Source organism: Paenibacillus sp. FSL R7-0026 (genome assembly GCF_038004485.1).
Taxonomy (GTDB): Bacteria; Bacillota; Bacilli; order Paenibacillales; family Paenibacillaceae; genus Paenibacillus; species Paenibacillus xylanexedens_A.
In genome coordinates, this window is the sequence record NZ_JBBORG010000001.1 from 6,590,949 (window position 1) to 6,607,719 (window position 16,771).

Sequence of the window (16,771 nt, forward strand, 5' to 3'; positions counted from 1 at the left end):
TTATAAATCAACCCGATATCCATAAGCTTAATCAAGCAACCTATATCAAATGAGTTCATCATTTCAACTCTAATCTAGTCTGTCCCAGTCAATTCCAACACTGCCTTAACGAGTGCTTCCACATGTTCTCTAGTTGAATTGTATCCCACACTGGCCCTTACTGCTCCGGTAGCGGTTGTACCAGCAGATTCGTGTGCAAGCGGTGTGCAATGAAACCCGGAGCGAACCGCAATCCCATAATTCCGATCTAAACGGAAGGCGAGTTGTGCTGAATCATATCCATCCACAGTAAAAGATACTAATCCGGTGCGTGGCTGTCCAATCTCTGGACCAAGCATTCGAATGCCTTTAACGGATGACAGCCCATCCATTATATGTTGGGTCAGTTCCCACTCATGTTGGTAGATGAACGCTGGTGTCATCTCAAGTACATGTTTCACACCCGCATTCAGCCCTGCGATCCCGACTGTATTCGGTGTCCCCGCTTCATACCGATCAGGACGCACCTTTGGCTGCTCAAGAGCTTCTGACTGACTTCCTGTTCCTCCATGAAGTAAAGGCTCTATATCGAGCTCTGGAGCAATGTACAAGCCCCCTGTACCCTGAGGACCAAGCAGTCCCTTATGCCCTGGAAAAGCCAACATATCAATGCCCAATTGTTGTACATTCACAGGCATAACCCCAGCACTCTGAGCTGCATCTACCAATAAGATCGCCTGATGTTTACGACATAGGAGCGATATTTCTCCAATAGGAAGAATACTGCCAAGCAGATTCGAACTATGTGTACATACCACCAATCTGGTATTGTAACGAAACATACGTTCCATTTGCATCAGATCAATGGCTCCCGAAGCATCAACAGGTACATAATCAATCTCTACATTTCGGAGTCTTCGCATGTACTCCAGTGGTCGTCTGACTGAGTTATGTTCAGCCATGGTGGCAATCACATGGTCGCCCTCTCTGATCGAGCCTTGAATAGCTAGATTTAGCGCTTCTGTCGTATTTGATCCGAATGCAATATCATTCGCATTTTTGATTCCAAAGATATTGGATATGGATTTTCTCGCCTCGAACAATACACGACTTGCCTGAACAGCCATCCGGTGACTTCCTCTGCCAGGATTGGCTCCGGCAATCTCCAATGCACTCAACATCGCATCACCGACAGCAGGTGGTTTGGGCCAAGATGTTGCTGCATGATCTAGATAGATAACTCCCTCCACCTCACAACCACCTCTGTCCCATAAATTAATAATTCGCCTGCACATAATGCACATATAACCCTATAAACAAAGAATGACATATCGTTTCTCCATGGTACAGAGGCGATATGTCATGACATGAGTAAGCCCCGCATGTTGTTAATGAATCATAGACCCGACTGTTATTGTAACAATTCCAATAGCCGTTCCAGATCCTGTTGACTGTAGTAGTTGAGCTCAATTTTACCTTTATCTTTATTGTGCTTGATTTTCACTGTGGTTTTGAAACGTTCACGAAGAGATTCTTCCAATGTATCAATGAATGGATCTTTCTTTTTTAACTTCGATTTGGCTTTAGCCTCACCTGTTTTGGAGCGATCCAGTTGTTGAACAGCTTCCTCCAACTCACGTACACTCCATTGCTGATCAATGGTCTGTTTTGCAAGCTGCTTCACTATAACCTCGTCTTTAACACCTACGATCGCACGTGCATGTCCCATAGATAATGTTCCACGTGAAACATGGTCTTTTACTTCTTCGGGCAATGATAACAGACGCAAGAAGTTAGCAATGTGAGAACGTGATTTACCTACTTTTACAGACAACTCTTCCTGAGTCAACGCGAATTGATCCATTAACCCCTGATAAGCAACTGCAACTTCCATGGCGTTCAGATTCTCCCGTTGCAGATTCTCAATCAACGCAATCTCCATTACCTGCTGATCACTGAAGTTGCGGACTACAGCCGGTACCGTGGCATTACCACAATATTGCGAAGCTCTGAACCGTCGTTCTCCGGCGATAATCTCATAACCTCGTAATACAGGACGAACAATAATGGGTTGTATGACACCATGCTGACGAATGGACTCAGCCAGTTCATGTATTGCGCCCTCATCAAATACTTTACGTGGTTGATAGGGGTTAGCCCGCAGTTGACTAATCGGGATTTCTACGACTTTATCATCGTCATTAATTGAAAGCGAAGGAATGAGGGCATCAAGACCTTTTCCAAGCCGCTTACTCATAAGAAATCACTTCCTTTGCGAGCTCTAAATACACTTCCGCCCCTCTTGAACGAGGGTCATACGTGATAATGGATTGACCATGAGATGGTGCTTCACTAAGCCGTACGTTACGCGGAATAATCGTTTGATATACTTTTTGTTGAAAATACTTTTTCACTTCTTCAATTACCTGAATTCCCAGATTGGTCCGTGCATCAAACATCGTCAGCAATACCCCTTCAATCTGCAGGGAGGTATTCAGATGTTTCTGTACAAGACGAACTGTATTAAGCAACTGGCTTAATCCTTCAAGTGCATAATACTCACACTGAATCGGAATGATCACCGAATCGGAAGCAGTCAACGAATTGATCGTTAACATACCAAGAGATGGTGGACAATCGATCAGTATGTAATCATAGTTTTTTTTCACCATGGCGAGTGATTTTTTCAGGCGAACTTCCCGTGATATCGTGGACACCAATTCGATCTCGGCTCCGGCAAGCTGAATCGTTGCAGGTATGATATGAAGGCCTTCAATCTGAGTCTCCAAAATCGCTTCTTGAGGAGGAACCTCATTAATAATGACATCATATATACAATTAGCCACATCTGCTTTATTGATTCCGACTCCGCTGGTTGTATTCCCCTGGGGGTCAATATCGACAAGCAATACTCTTTTCCCGAGTGAAGCCAGTCCTGCACCCAAGTTAACAGATGTCGTCGTTTTCCCCACACCGCCCTTTTGATTTGCTACGGCCATAATCTTAGACAATTACTTCACCTCAAATAAAATAGGAGTCTTTTCTGTAGGTTGTGAGATATTGTTAACAAAAAGCAGGCGGCTATCGTCCACACAAACAACAACTACCGTTCCATCAATATTCCGACCGTTCTTTAAACATATCAGACCTAACTTGCTTTATAGACATAAAAAGCGGCCCATTGCCGCCATAAGCTTCAATTATTTGCGTTTTGGAATATGGATAACGATCTCATAATGATCCTCATGGTCTGCTTCTTTGGTTTTGATGTCCAGACCAGAGCCAGTTACCATATCAATGGATTGGCGAATCGTATTAAGTGCAAGTCTTACATCCTTGGTAAAGGAAACACGTCTAGATTTTTTAATCTTGGAAGATTCCTTGTAGAAGGCAACACGCGCCTCTGTCTGTTTCACATTCAATTCTTTTTCAATAATCTCACCGAGCAACTTCATCTGTAGTTCTTCCGTATCCAGAGAAAGTAATGCTCTTGCATGCCGTTCAGAAATTTTGCGTTCCATCAATGCGGCCTTAATGCCTTCTGGGAGCTGCAACAACCGAATCTTGTTAGCGATGGTTGACTGGCTTTTGCCGAGTCGTTGTGCCAGACTTTCCTGTGTCAGTTGATGCAAGTCGATCAGCTTCTGATAAGCGACAGCTTCTTCAATTGAAGTCAATCCTTCACGTTGCAAGTTCTCAATCAGTGCAATGGATGCGGCCTGAGAATCGTTGAACTCACGTACAATAGCCGGAATCGTATCCAAACCCAGTTTTCGAACTGCACGCCAGCGACGTTCCCCGGCAATAATCTCATATGATCCATTTCGCATGCGAACGACAATAGGCTGAATTACGCCATGTGTTTTGATCGTCTGCAACAACTCATCAATTTTATCATCATCAAAAATAGTACGGGGTTGATATGGGCTGCTCACAATTTCATTGACCGGAATCTGTTTGATCTCATCTCCGTTATTGCGCTCCGCCAAACCAAACAACTTCGAAAATTGTTCTTTCATTCCGCAGATTACCACCTAGTTTCGTAATAGCTCCCACAGTCTTTGCAGGTGCTTCTTATTCAATAAGCGACCTTTCAAATGCATCGTTCTTGGAATAAGTTTTGCCTTTCATAACGCTTTCTGTCATGCAACATCTAACGCATTATCCATCTATCTATACATATAATCTATGATCGCTGTGACCCAGGATCGGATACTTCTATTCTATCATCTTTTCTATCATAATCCTATGCTTACCTATTCTTTAAACTCTGCTAATTTTCCTGCTTTTTCTTTATGAATATTGGAAATATGACGACTTGCACACATTCAATTAATGAAATTGTTCATGAGTTACTGTGCGTAAAATTCATCAATACAGGTTCTTTAAAAGATATGTAATACGAAGTATCTGTAATGTTGATCCAGTCCTCCATTTCAGAAAACAAAAAAAAGAGAATGTTTCACGTGAAACATCCTCTTTATCTATTTCTAAAATTCTATTTTATTTTGACTCACTTCAAAACCATCACGCAACTATATCAGCGGAGTCTTCATTGGAGTACCTGGTTTGCGTGGATACTTATATGGTGTCTTATCAAATTTCTGAATCAGAATAATGTGACGCTCTGATTCTTCAACCGGCAGCTGGAAAGGATGAACGGCCTTAACCCGTCCTTTCAGCTGGTTGAAGCTGAACTCCGCTTCCTTCATTTCTTCACGCGGGTCTCCGCCCTTCATGGCAGCGAATATTCCACTTTTGCGAACAAAAGGAAGGCAGAATTCATTCAGCACAGCCAGCTTGGCTACTGCACGCGCCGTAACGAGATCGTAGCTATCACGATACCCTTCTTTGCGTCCAATCTCTTCAGCACGTCCATGGACCAACTCCACATCAGTCAGGCCAAGGATATCTACCACATGCTGTAGAAAGCCAATACGTTTATTTAGTGAATCAATGATCGTAAGCTTAATATGCGGGAAACAGATCTTCAGTGGCAATCCCGGAAAACCCGCTCCTGATCCAATATCAGCAAGCTTATTCACTTTGGTCATGTCAGTATAAAAAGCCAGCGATACCGAATCATAGAAATGTTTTGTATACACTTGCTCCCGATCCGTTATGCCCGTCAGATTCATCTTTTCATTCCAGGATACCAGCTCCTGATAATACAATTCGAATTGCTCCAACTGGAGTTCGCCCAGCTCTAATCCATGTTTCTTTAAGCGCCGCTGCAGTTGCTGTTGAATATCGTCCATTATTGTCCCCTTGCTGCGGTTACACGGTTATAATGCTCCAGGTAGACCAGCAGAATGGAGATGTCGGCAGGAGTAACTCCAGCAATACGAGAAGCCTGACCAATCGAGATTGGACGAATCGTAGCGAGCTTCTGTTTGGCTTCCATAGCAAGACCATGAATCTCATCATATACGATGGTGTCCGGAATTTTCTTTTTCTCCATCTTTTGCAAACGTTCCACGTGGATCAATTGTTTCTCAATATAACCCGCATATTTAATTTGTATTTCCACTTGTTCTTTCATATCTGCTGTCAGTTCTACCTCAGATGGTGAGAGCTGTTCAATCAGTTCATACCCAAGCTCCGGGCGACGCAGCAAGGTAAGCAACGTACTGCCATCCTGAATAGGTGTAGATCCGTACTCTTCCAGCTTGGCATTCACTTCAACCGGGCGAGCTTTAGCCACTTTCAGACGTGCAACTTCCTGCTCGACTTTCGCCTTTTTATCCAGGAATTTCGCATAACGCTCTTCAGGGATCAGGCCAATGTCATGTCCGATTTCCGTCAAACGCATATCTGCATTATCATGGCGAAGCAACAGACGATACTCAGCGCGTGAAGTCAACAGACGATACGGTTCATTTGTACCCTTTGTCACCAGATCATCAATCAGCACGCCAATATAACCTTGGGAACGATCAAGTATTACCGGCTCTTTCCCCTGTACTTTGAGTGCAGCGTTGATTCCAGCCATAACACCTTGTCCTGCTGCTTCTTCATAGCCGGAGGTACCATTAATCTGACCCGCCGTAAACAGACCTGGTAGACGTTTAGTTTCCAGTGATGGCCACAATTGTGTAGGCACCATCGCATCGTATTCAATCGCATAACCATTACGCATCATTTCCACTTTTTCCATACCTGGAATGGAACGCAGCATAGCCAGTTGAACGTCTTCTGGCATACTCGTAGACAACCCCTGTACGTAATATTCGGATGTGTTCTTGCCTTCCGGCTCAAGGAATATCTGATGTTTCGGCTTGTCGCTGAAACGAACAATTTTATCTTCAATGGAAGGGCAATAACGTGGTCCGGTTCCTTCAATAAGACCCGAGAACATCGGAGCACGATGCAGATTATCATTAATAATCTGATGTGTATCCACAGATGTATACGTCAACCAGCAAGGCAACTGCTCATTATCGGAAGATTCTGTTTCATAGGAAAAGAACTTCGGCTTGTCATCACCAGGCTGAATTTCGGTTTTGCTAAAATCAATCGTATCCTTATGCACACGTGGTGGTGTACCCGTTTTGAAACGAACCAGATCAAAGCCCAGTTCACGCAGATTCTCTGACAATTTAAGAGAGGGTTGTTGATTGTTCGGTCCACTCTCATACATCAGCTCGCCCATAATTACTTTACCGCGCAAGTATGTGCCTGTTGTCAGAACGACCGCTTTAGCCCGATACTCTGTTCCGGTCTGAGTCACAACGCCTACACATTTTCCGTCTTCAACGATCAGTGAATCAACCATACCCTGACGCATTGTCAGATTACGTTCATTCTCCATCGTTTCCTTCATTTTATGCTGGTAGGAGAATTTATCTGCCTGAGCACGAAGCGCGTGAACAGCAGGCCCTTTCCCCGTGTTAAGCATCCGCATCTGAATAAAGGTTTTATCGATATTCCGTCCCATTTCTCCACCAAGTGCATCAATCTCGCGTACAACATGTCCTTTGGCCGGTCCCCCAATAGATGGGTTACAAGGCATAAAGGCCACCATATCCAGATTGATCGTAATCATTAGTGTTTTGGACCCCATACGAGCTGCGGCCAGCGCGGATTCCACACCAGCATGCCCTGCACCAACGACGATTACATCATAACTGCCGCCATCAAAAGCCATTCCCGTTTACCTCCTTATTCCGCTGCATTCGGTGTAACTCACACAGACGGATCATGTTCTACAATAATGAAACTACTTCTAACCGTTCATCGGAACTTGCATTCCTATCTATATGAAACCAACACGTAATGGCTACAATATCATTCCATCCTTTGACAACAGGCAGAAATTGTACCTTTCTATCATACACTACGATTTAAGTCAATCGGCAGTATATTTTTTTACTTTCCTAGACAGAACTGGGAGAAAATCTGATCAATTAATGCATCATGTGCTGTATCTCCAACAATCTCGCCTAAATGCTCCCACGCCAAACGAACATCAATCTGAATCATATCGATTGGAATGAACTGCTCTGCTGCTTCATAGGCATCAATCAGAGACTGCTTCGCTTTTTTGAGTAAAGCAATATGACGCACATTACTGACATAAGTCAGGTCTGCGGACTCCAGTTTACCACTGAAGAATAGCGTAGAGATGGCATCTTCCAGTCGATCCACACCCAGATCATCTTTCACCGACATCGGTACAAGCCGTTCTTCCGGAATGTAACGAAGCAGCACGTCACGTTCTACCTGTGGCGTTAAGTCCATTTTATTCATAATGATTATCGATTGTCTACCGCGGATTTGTTCCAATAATTCAATCTCATCGGGATGAAGTGGCTCCGCAGCATTCACAACCATCAAGATCAGATCGGCTTCACTTACCGCAGAACGAGAGCGTTCTACCCCAATCTTCTCAACAACGTCCATCGTTTCCCGTATTCCTGCCGTATCCAGCAACTTGAGAGGGATATTATTGATCGTAATAAACTCCTCGATCACATCACGAGTTGTTCCTGGAATGTCCGTGACGATGGCCCGGTTGTCTTGCGCAAGTGTATTCATCAGTGAGGATTTACCTACGTTAGGTCGTCCAACGATAGCCGTCGTGATACCTTCTCGCAGGATCTTACCTTGCTCTGCTGTAGTCAGCAATTTATCAATTTCAGTCATAACCTGACTGGACTTTTCTTTAATAAAATCAGACGTTAACGACTCCACATCATGTTCGGGATAATCGATATTTACTTCAATGTGAGCCAGTGTTTCCACCAGTGTATATCGTAGATCACGCAGTTTGGAGGACAGCTTGCCTTCAACCTGTTTCAATGCAACCGAGAAAGCTCGGTCCGACTTGGAACGAATAAGATCCATGACACCTTCAGCCTGAGACAGGTCAATCCGCCCATTAAGGAAAGCACGTTTCGTGAACTCACCGGGTTCAGCCAGACGAATATCAAGCTGTAACAAAAGGTCCATGACCCGTTTAACAGACACTACACCGCCATGCGCACTGATCTCCACCACATCTTCTGTTGTGAACGAGCGTGGTGCTCGCATGACCGTAACCAATACTTCCTCAATCTTTTCCCCATTAACGGGATCTATGATATGACCATAATGAACCGTGTGAGATGCTGCCTGAGTTAAAGGGGTTTTGCTGCGAAAAATCTTTTCCGTCTCCGACACTGCTTCCGGGCCGCTGACCCGGATCACGGCGATACCCGCCTCTCCGACAGCCGTTGATATCGCTGTGATCGTATCACTGATCATAGTTATCTCTCCTTGCTCTATTTTAAATTGCCGTCCCTCTGGGGACGCCATATCCATTTTCAAATCTATTAATGATATACCATATGACATGTCACTTATCGTAAGTTCACTCTTTACTTGTTCTACGCACCTTATCAAATTGCTTCTGTACGAAAAAAGCAATGGCTTCTGCACCGGGCAGGAAGCCATTGCGTCTTCAATTTCGTGTTATTTCGTCGTAATAACCACACGCCGATTAGGCTCCTCGCCCTTACTTAACGTCTTAATCTGCGGGTGATTTTGCAGTTTTGCATGGATGACTTTTCGTTCGAGCGGAGGCATTGGTTCCAGTACAACTTCCTTACCGGTACGGATTGCTTGTCCAGCCAACCGTTCAGCCAGATCCTCCAGTGTCTTCCGCCGACGTTGACGGAAATTCTCCGCGTCGAGCACAATTCGAACGAAGCTTTCCGAATATCGGTTCGCTACAATGTTCGTTAGATACTGAAGCGCATCCAGCGTCTGTCCACGTCTGCCAATAATCATGCCCAGATCTTCGCCGGCAATATTGAAGATATGTCCATCCCGCTGTTTTTTGATATGCACTTCAACATCCAGTCCCATACCTGCTGCGACCTCTTTTAAGAAAGCAGCCGCTTCTTCATAGGGATTTTTAGCTGCAACATCCTCGAGTAATGCATCCACTTCAGATTTGTATGCAGCTGGCTTGATCGGCTGTGGAACAACTTCCGGTACAGGCAATAATTTCACTTCAACTTTGGCCGCCCTCACCCCGAACAAACCCAGGAATCCTTTTGACGGCTGCTCTAACACTTGTATCTCGACCTTGTCCCGACTTACGCCAAGCTCGGTCAATCCTTGGTTTACAGCATCTTCAACGGTTTTTCCTGACGTAATGACTTTGGTCATTTCGATTTTTTGGCCCCTTTCGACCCTTTCCCAGAGACGGTCGCTTTGCCACCGTTTTTGCGTTTAGCTCCATTTTTGGAAGAGCTATTCTGCTTCACGTTGACCTCAGCCACGATTTTATCATTATTCCGGTAAAGGAAATAGTTTTGCACGATCGTGTAGATGTTACTGTAGAACCAGTACAGCGGAAGTGCTGACGGGAACTGATAAGACATCACGAAGATCAAAATCGGGTACACCCACAGCATAAACTGCATCGGACCCACTTGCTGTGCAGGATTCATACGCATCATCATCCATGTTTGAATGAATGTTGTGATGGCAGCCAGCACTGGCAAAATAAACAGGTGATCGGGTGATCCGAGCTGGAGCCACAAGAAATCATGCGTTCTCAGACTGGAGTTTCCGTAAATTGAGTTATAAAGTGCGATGTAAATCGGCATCTGAATGATAAGTGGCAGACAACCGGCCATCGGATTAACTTTGTTCTCCTGGAACAACTTCATCGTTTCTTGCTGAACTTTCTCAGGTGTATCTTTAAACTTGGCTTGAATCTCCTTCAGCTGCGGCTGAATGGCCTGCATAGCTTTGGAGCTACGGACTTGTTTCATTGTTAGTGGTAAAATCAATGTCCGTACAATAAGCACCATCACGAGGACGGCCAGTCCATATTCACCGTTAAACCAGTTGGCGAATGTATCCAGCGCCAGTGAGAACCAGTACACAACATTGCTTTGCCAGAATGAGCCACTATTCTTCAGATCTTCCGTAGTAACCCCGGCTCCTTGTGGAGTACATCCGGCGAGTACAGTGACCATTGCAATGACTGCAATGAGGAGAATCCACTTCCCCTTTGATGTCTTCAATCGCGACACTTCATAACCCCTCTCTTAACCAATCCATTCCATCGTAAAATCATACCATAATTAGGAGGACAAATAAACCGAAGCTTACCGCTTGCTCGACTTCAAAAGAGAGCCCTTTCGCATCGCATGTAGCAGGCTTTTTTCCATTTCCTTATAGGGCATGTCCAGTGCACCTTTTCTGACGATAAAAATCAGATCCATCTGCGTGACGATTTCATGCTCATGATGGCGAACAATTTCCTTGATCATGCGTCTCATCCGGTTGCGTACGACAGCGTTTCCGATTTTCTTGCTGCATGATACGCCGACCCGAAATTGTTCCGTATCTTTACGGCGACAACCATACACCACGAATTGATGATTGGCAAACGATTTCCCATACCGGTATACACGGCTAAAGTCCGCCCGGTTTCGTAGACGCAGTCTTTTATACACGGCGCTTCTCCTTGCTGTTCTCCACCAATGTTATTGACGGAGGCCTCATTACTGATTTAGTATAGGCTTTCTTGAATGACGGTAAACCGCCTTGGCGACAACTTCATTTGGGATGATTGTTAATCAGCTACTTGAACTGATCCGCATTCATCCGGGATGAATGTTGATTGGCCATTTAAACCTATCAACGATTCATCATTATATAAGGTAAGTTTTCGAAAAATGGAAAACTCACTCAACATACATTCGTGTGTGTTCAGCACTTTTTCGCAGACCATTCAGACCTGATCTGTAGCAGCATCCAGTCTGATTTGAGCTAATTAAGAAAAAAAAGACCACCTCGGTGGTCTTCAATGCATTAAGCACTCAGGTTTTTACGGCCTTTAAGGCGACGTGCGGCCAAAATTTTACGGCCGTTGCTCGTGCTCATTCTTTTCCGGAAACCATGAACTTTTTTACGTTTGCTAACGTTCGGTTTGAATGTAGGTCTCAATGTATTGCACCTCCTCACAAGGAAATACTTATGTGATGAATCACTTTCATCTTCACAGAAAACACCTTTATATATTTAACCATGATCACCTGGAAAAGTCAACTGCATGGCGCAAGGCTTCTCCCTCTTTTATATACACTCTTCATCCCACCCATAGTAATGACCACAGTCCGTTCACTTCAATACCAATTTCAAGCCCCGAAGAGAGTCCTGAAAGTTATCCCCAGACCCCGATCAGATCACCATATTTCAGCATTTATAGTTATCCACACCCTCCAATACCCGTTATCTTCTTTATTACATCCTGTTTAAAGTTATTCACATGTGGATAATGATTATAGGCTATTATTATCGTCGAATTCTAAACAGGTTGTATCCGCTTCAATTAAGGTTTACAAGCTTTTGAGAAAGGTGTAGGATAAAAATCACATCTTGTATACAAGTATATGGATGAAGCCGATTTACTTATCCGCCTTTAGTAGTCCTTTGAAAAAAACATTAGCCGTTAGCTTGTAGCTACAGACTATGGATTGAACTGAATGTCCAGTCCGCAAAATAGTTATGCTATGATCAGTAATGAACTGATTACTTATTAATAGGAGCGTTAGCCATATGTTATTTCCTTCTTCCTGGCTTCAAGGGGCTTCCCGTGGTGAAGCCATTGCCTGCGAATTAAGGCTGCGGATCATCAGCGGTACCCTTCGACCTGGAGAGATTTTGTCGGAAAACCGAATTGCGGCTGATTTTGACAGCAGTCGTTCACCTGTCCGTGAAGCGTTACGGACATTGTCCAATGAAGGACTTATTCGACTTGAACGTATGGGTGTTGTTGTCATTGGACTACGAATCAAGGATGTCGAAGAATTGTATGATGTCCGTTTCCTGATTGAAAGTTTTGTGCAGCAGCGACTTGCTGGTGATGTCCCAGAATCATTAATCACCCAGCTGCGTAACGTGATCGACAAAATGCAACTTGCTGGACGGCATCAGGACGCCGTCGAATTCGCCTATCAGGATCTCGTTTTCCACGAGACCATCATTGAGGCTGCTCAGCATTCCCGTATTTCACATCTATGGAAGAGTATTCGATATGTTGTGATGACCGTTATGCTGCTCACAACGCGCAGAGTATTTGTTCAAGGTGAGCAGAAAGTAAGCGCTGTAATTGAGAAACACCGTTTGCTCGTTGAAGCACTTGAATCAGGTGACAAGGTACTCATTCAGGCTGGAGTTCGCACGTATTTCCAAGATTCTGGAAAAACCCTGCACGAAAGCTTTGATTCCTAATGGGTCCAGGTGTTTGCAATCATATCCGTCGTGAATGATTGCGGATTAACTTGTCGACAAGTATACAAAATGCGATTTTGTTTTAAATTTGGGCATGATAAAACTACATTTTTCGCCAATACCTTCTGCGGTACTGGTACACATTTAATTGTTGACGATAATTTCACTTGTAAGCGTTCTATATCAGAAATAAAGGAGCACACAACATCATGAGCACTCTTTTTGGACTATCCCACAATGCAACATTATTGGTTTGGACGTTAATTGCGATCGTTTTTCTGATCGTTTTGATCTCCAAGTATAAATGGAATCCCTTTATCACCCTGCTGTTGTCCGCATTAATGCTCGGTTTGCTTACAGGCATGAAACCTGCCGATGTAATCTCTTCCATTACCGGGGGACTTGGCGGCACACTTGGAACCATCGCAATTGTTATTGCTCTCGGTACAATGCTTGGTAAGATGATGGCCGAATCTGGCGGTGCCGAGCGCATTGCAACTACACTGGTCGATCGGTTCGGTGTAAAACGTGTGCACTGGGCCATGATGATTGTTGGATTTATCGTTGGTATTCCCGTTTTCTTCGAAGTTGGCGTGATTTTGATGATCCCTATCATTTTCACCGTTGCACGTAAAACCAACATGTCTTTGCTGCAGATTGGTATTCCCATTTTGGCAGGTCTGTCGACTGTACACGGTTTGGTTCCACCCCATCCAGCGCCAATGATAGCGATTGAAGCCTTCAGCGCGGATCTGGGTAAAACCATTTTGTACTCCCTTATTGTTGGTATTCCTACAGCGATTATTGCAGGTCCTTTGTTTGGTAAATTTATTGGTAAAAGAATACACACCGAACCGCCAGCAGAACTAGCTGAGCAATTCGCAACCAAAACAAACAGCAACATGCCTGGGTTTGGTATTACCCTGTTTACCATATTGCTGCCGGTTATTTTGATGCTGATTGGTTCCATAGCAAGCATCATTGACCCAAATGCTACGAGCGGTTTCACCGTTTTCAGTGAATTTATCGGTCATGAGATCATTGCTTTGCTCATTTCAGTTGTATTTGCCCTCTTTTCACTCGGCTTTGCACGTGGATTCACCAAACACGATATTTCCCGCTTCACCAGTGAATGTCTGGCGCCTACGGCGACCATCATTCTCATTATTGGCGGAGGCGGTGCCTTCAAACAGGTATTGATTAATAGTGGTGTGGGCAACGCCATTGCTGAAGTCGCTACCCATGCCAACATCAACGTGATCCTGTTTGCCTGGCTTGTCGCTGGGCTCATTCGTGTAGCTACCGGTTCAGCAACCGTAGCCATGACAACAGCCGCCGGTATTGTCGCTCCAGTGCTTGCACTCACACCAGGGGCCAATATTGAGCTGGTTGTACTCGCCACAGGTGCGGGGTCACTCATCTTGTCTCATGTAAACGATGCAGGATTCTGGATGATCAAAGAATTCTTCAATATGAGCGTTTCCCAGACATTGAAAACGTGGACCGTTATGGAAACACTATTATCTGTAGTGGGACTGATCTTTATTTTGCTCCTGAGTACAGTGGTATAAATGGACTCTCTATAGTAGAAAGAAATTAAAATCTCATCGCTTTCTGGAGAAAGAAGGATTAAATACATGAACAACTATATGATTGGGATCGATATTGGTACCACCAGTACCAAATCCGTATTATTTACCGAGCAAGGCTCTGTCGTCAGTACCTCAACGCAGGAATATCCTTTGTATACCCCGGCACCCGATGTTGCCGAGCAGGACCCTGAAGAGATTGTACAGGCGGCCCTCCGCTCTGTACGAGGAGTCATGGATCAGAGTGGTGTTGCTGCCGAGCAGATCCTGTTTGTATCCTGTAGCTCGGCTATGCATAGTGTCATTGCCATGGGACAGGATAACAAACCCTTAACCCGTTGCATCACCTGGGCGGATAATCGAAGTGCAGCTTGGTCTGCCAAGCTGCAAGAGAATGGATTGGGTCATCGCATCTACCTGCGCACAGGTACACCCATCCATCCCATGTCACCGCTGACCAAATTAATGTGGCTGCGCCACGATGAACCTGAACTTTTTGAGCGCACCGCCAAATTTATTTCGATTAAAGAATATCTGTTCTTCCGTCTATTCGGACAATATGTCGTCGACCATTCCATCGCTTCCTGCACAGGTTTGCTCAATCTGGAACAACTGGACTGGGACGCAGAGGCCCTTGAGGTTGCAGGCATTACACCCGACCATCTCTCGAAGCTCGTACCTACAACACATATATTAGAAGGAATGAATCACGAATCAGCTGAAAAAATGGCTCTCTCCCCCTCCACGCCCTTTGTTATCGGCGCAAGTGATGGGGTCTTATCCAATCTCGGCGTGAACGCCATTGAACCTGGTGTTGTCGCAGCAACCATCGGAACCAGCGGGGCCATTCGCACTGTAGTGGACCGTCCAGTTACCGATCCCAAAGGTCGAACCTTCTGTTATGCCCTCACAGAGAATCTTTGGGTCATTGGTGGACCTGTGAATAACGGTGGCATGCTGTTTCGTTGGGTACGGGATGAATTCGCCGCGTCTGAAGTGGAGACAGCGAAGCGACTTGGCATCAATTCCTATGATGTGCTGACCAAAATTGCCGAACGTGTCCGGCCGGGATCGGAAGGACTTCTGTTTCATCCGTACCTTTCGGGCGAACGTGCCCCTTTATGGAATCCGGATGCCCGTGGTTCCTTTTTTGGCTTAACACTCCATCACCAGAAAGAGCATATGATCCGTGCTGTCCTGGAAGGGGTTATCTTCAACCTATATACGGTACTGCTGGCTATGGAAGAACAGATTGGGCAACCTACCTCCATTCAAGCCACAGGTGGGTTTGCACGCTCTCCTCTCTGGCGCCAGATGATGTCTGATATCTTCAATCAGGAAGTGGTTGTACCCGAGAGCTTCGAAAGTTCCTGTCTGGGTGCCGTCGTGCTTGGTTTGTACGCTACAGGGCGGATCCAATCGCTTCATGCCGTTTCTTCCATGGTCGGTACAACGCATCGGCATACCCCTATCAAAGAGAATGCTGTACTCTACCAAGAGCTGCTGCCCATCTTTATTCGGATCTCTCGCAAACTGGAAGAGGAATACGCAGATATCGCTGAATTCCAGCGTAAGATGTCCCTTCCCCGTCTCTAAATCATCAGTCCATACTTCGTCTCTGCACCAAAAAAAGAGGGTGTCCTCTAAAACCAAAAATCGGTTTTAGAGGACACCCTCTTTTGCTATACACGCATAATCTATCCTTTGATTTCATATTATACATTCATACACTTCAAGCTCCATATTCGAGCATCAGCTTACCTCTTGATCCTGATAATTCTCATTACATATGTCTCAAAATGAAGTCATCTATGTCCATTATTCTTATACATTGCCATCACAGAATTACCATCTGCTCAGGAAATACACCACTGATCTTGTTCAATCAAAAGCATGAGTTTACTCCCCCTCTCCGTCTCCCATCCAGATACTGAATTCGTCGCTTTCACCATCGCCCCATTGGCAAGAAAAACACGAGGGTGAGAGGTCACTCTTTTTCCGATCTCAATCATGCTCCATTTTCACTTCACGGTTATCCACAGACAGGTTATTCACAAACGAAGAATACTTTTACACACAATTTGGCATCATTTGACGGATAACCTGTGTATAAGACATTTTTGGTTTTTGGGTCATTCTGTCGAAAATTAAACAGTTTATAAACAATATATTGTGTTGTGACTAAAAATTATACACAAGTTATTGAATTTGTGGATAAAATCACACGATACGTTGAAATGCGGGGTTTCTTTTGCTATGATTGTATTACTTTTGGATGTGAATATGTGATCTGACCCATAATATTATCAACAGCCTGTGGATAAAGTTGTGAACAATTTTCCGTTGTTCATACTTTTTTTGTTTTCGACCTGCGGGGGTTTGGGGATAAATTCAACAATATATCTCGTATTTCGACACTGCATCATGGCTTAAGCCACACTTGGAACATGTAAAAGGAGTGACAGTCT

14 protein-coding genes are annotated in these 16,771 nt (G+C 44.6%); 3 read left to right on the top strand and 11 right to left on the bottom strand.

All coding sequences use genetic code 11. The features are described from left to right. Positions 1-74: 74 nt before the first annotated feature. The 11 genes from MKY44_RS28835 to rpmH all read right to left on the bottom strand — a co-directional run bounded on the left by MKY44_RS28835 (position 75) and on the right by rpmH (position 11,427). Positions 75-1,229 carry an aminotransferase class V-fold PLP-dependent enzyme gene (locus MKY44_RS28835; protein WP_341009747.1) on the bottom strand — a complete coding sequence of 385 codons (1,155 nt, stop codon included), beginning with the start codon at positions 1,227-1,229 and terminating at the stop codon, positions 75-77. A gap of 161 nt (positions 1,230-1,390) precedes the next feature. Then, positions 1,391-2,236, bottom strand: coding sequence for a ParB/RepB/Spo0J family partition protein (locus MKY44_RS28840; RefSeq protein WP_036611964.1), 846 nt, complete (start codon positions 2,234-2,236; stop codon positions 1,391-1,393). Then, positions 2,229-2,990, bottom strand: coding sequence for a ParA family protein (locus tag MKY44_RS28845; RefSeq protein ID WP_036611966.1), 762 nt, complete (start codon positions 2,988-2,990; stop codon positions 2,229-2,231). Before MKY44_RS28845 ends, MKY44_RS28840 begins: the two co-directional genes overlap by 8 nt. Before the next feature lie 189 nt (positions 2,991-3,179). Continuing rightward, entirely contained in the window at positions 3,180-3,998 is an 819-nt protein-coding gene (gene noc / locus MKY44_RS28850) for a nucleoid occlusion protein (RefSeq protein ID WP_341009748.1), read from the bottom strand. Between the two features lie 516 nt (positions 3,999-4,514). After that, on the bottom strand, positions 4,515-5,237 hold the full coding sequence (rsmG, locus tag MKY44_RS28855; protein WP_036611970.1) for a 16S rRNA (guanine(527)-N(7))-methyltransferase RsmG: 723 nt from the start codon (positions 5,235-5,237) through the stop codon (positions 4,515-4,517). Beyond that, positions 5,237-7,126 carry a tRNA uridine-5-carboxymethylaminomethyl(34) synthesis enzyme MnmG gene (mnmG, locus tag MKY44_RS28860; protein WP_036611972.1) on the bottom strand — a complete coding sequence of 630 codons (1,890 nt, stop codon included), beginning with the start codon at positions 7,124-7,126 and terminating at the stop codon, positions 5,237-5,239. The genes rsmG and mnmG overlap by 1 nt, the downstream gene beginning before the upstream one ends. A 221-nt stretch (positions 7,127-7,347) precedes the next feature. After that, positions 7,348-8,724 (bottom strand): tRNA uridine-5-carboxymethylaminomethyl(34) synthesis GTPase MnmE, encoded by a 1,377-nt coding sequence (gene mnmE, locus MKY44_RS28865; protein ID WP_341009750.1) that lies wholly within the window; start codon positions 8,722-8,724, stop codon positions 7,348-7,350. A gap of 207 nt (positions 8,725-8,931) precedes the next feature. Next, positions 8,932-9,633: an RNA-binding cell elongation regulator Jag/EloR gene (jag, locus tag MKY44_RS28870; protein WP_036611977.1), complete on the bottom strand. Its 702-nt coding sequence runs from the start codon at positions 9,631-9,633 to the stop codon at positions 8,932-8,934. Beyond that, positions 9,630-10,508, bottom strand: a complete 879-nt coding sequence (locus MKY44_RS28875) for a YidC/Oxa1 family membrane protein insertase (RefSeq protein WP_036671883.1) — start codon at positions 10,506-10,508, stop codon at positions 9,630-9,632. The genes jag and MKY44_RS28875 overlap by 4 nt, the downstream gene beginning before the upstream one ends. Positions 10,509-10,583: 75 nt before the next feature. Next, a complete protein-coding gene (rnpA, locus tag MKY44_RS28880) occupies positions 10,584-10,934 on the bottom strand; it encodes a ribonuclease P protein component (protein WP_036611981.1) in 351 nt (116 codons plus the stop codon). A 358-nt stretch (positions 10,935-11,292) separates the two neighbouring features. After that, positions 11,293-11,427 carry a 50S ribosomal protein L34 gene (gene rpmH / locus MKY44_RS28885; protein ID WP_017691413.1) on the bottom strand — a complete coding sequence of 45 codons (135 nt, stop codon included), beginning with the start codon at positions 11,425-11,427 and terminating at the stop codon, positions 11,293-11,295. Positions 11,428-12,039: 612 nt separating this feature from the next. Here rpmH and MKY44_RS28890 point away from each other — a divergent pair. From MKY44_RS28890 to gntK, 3 genes are all read left to right on the top strand, one after another. Continuing rightward, a complete protein-coding gene (locus MKY44_RS28890) occupies positions 12,040-12,714 on the top strand; it encodes a GntR family transcriptional regulator (RefSeq protein WP_339298706.1) in 675 nt (224 codons plus the stop codon). Between the two features lie 209 nt (positions 12,715-12,923). Next, positions 12,924-14,285: a GntT/GntP/DsdX family permease gene (locus MKY44_RS28895; protein WP_036671886.1), complete on the top strand. Its 1,362-nt coding sequence runs from the start codon at positions 12,924-12,926 to the stop codon at positions 14,283-14,285. A gap of 66 nt (positions 14,286-14,351) precedes the next feature. After that, positions 14,352-15,899: a gluconokinase gene (gene gntK / locus MKY44_RS28900; RefSeq protein ID WP_341009751.1), complete on the top strand. Its 1,548-nt coding sequence runs from the start codon at positions 14,352-14,354 to the stop codon at positions 15,897-15,899. Positions 15,900-16,771 lie beyond the last annotated feature (872 nt).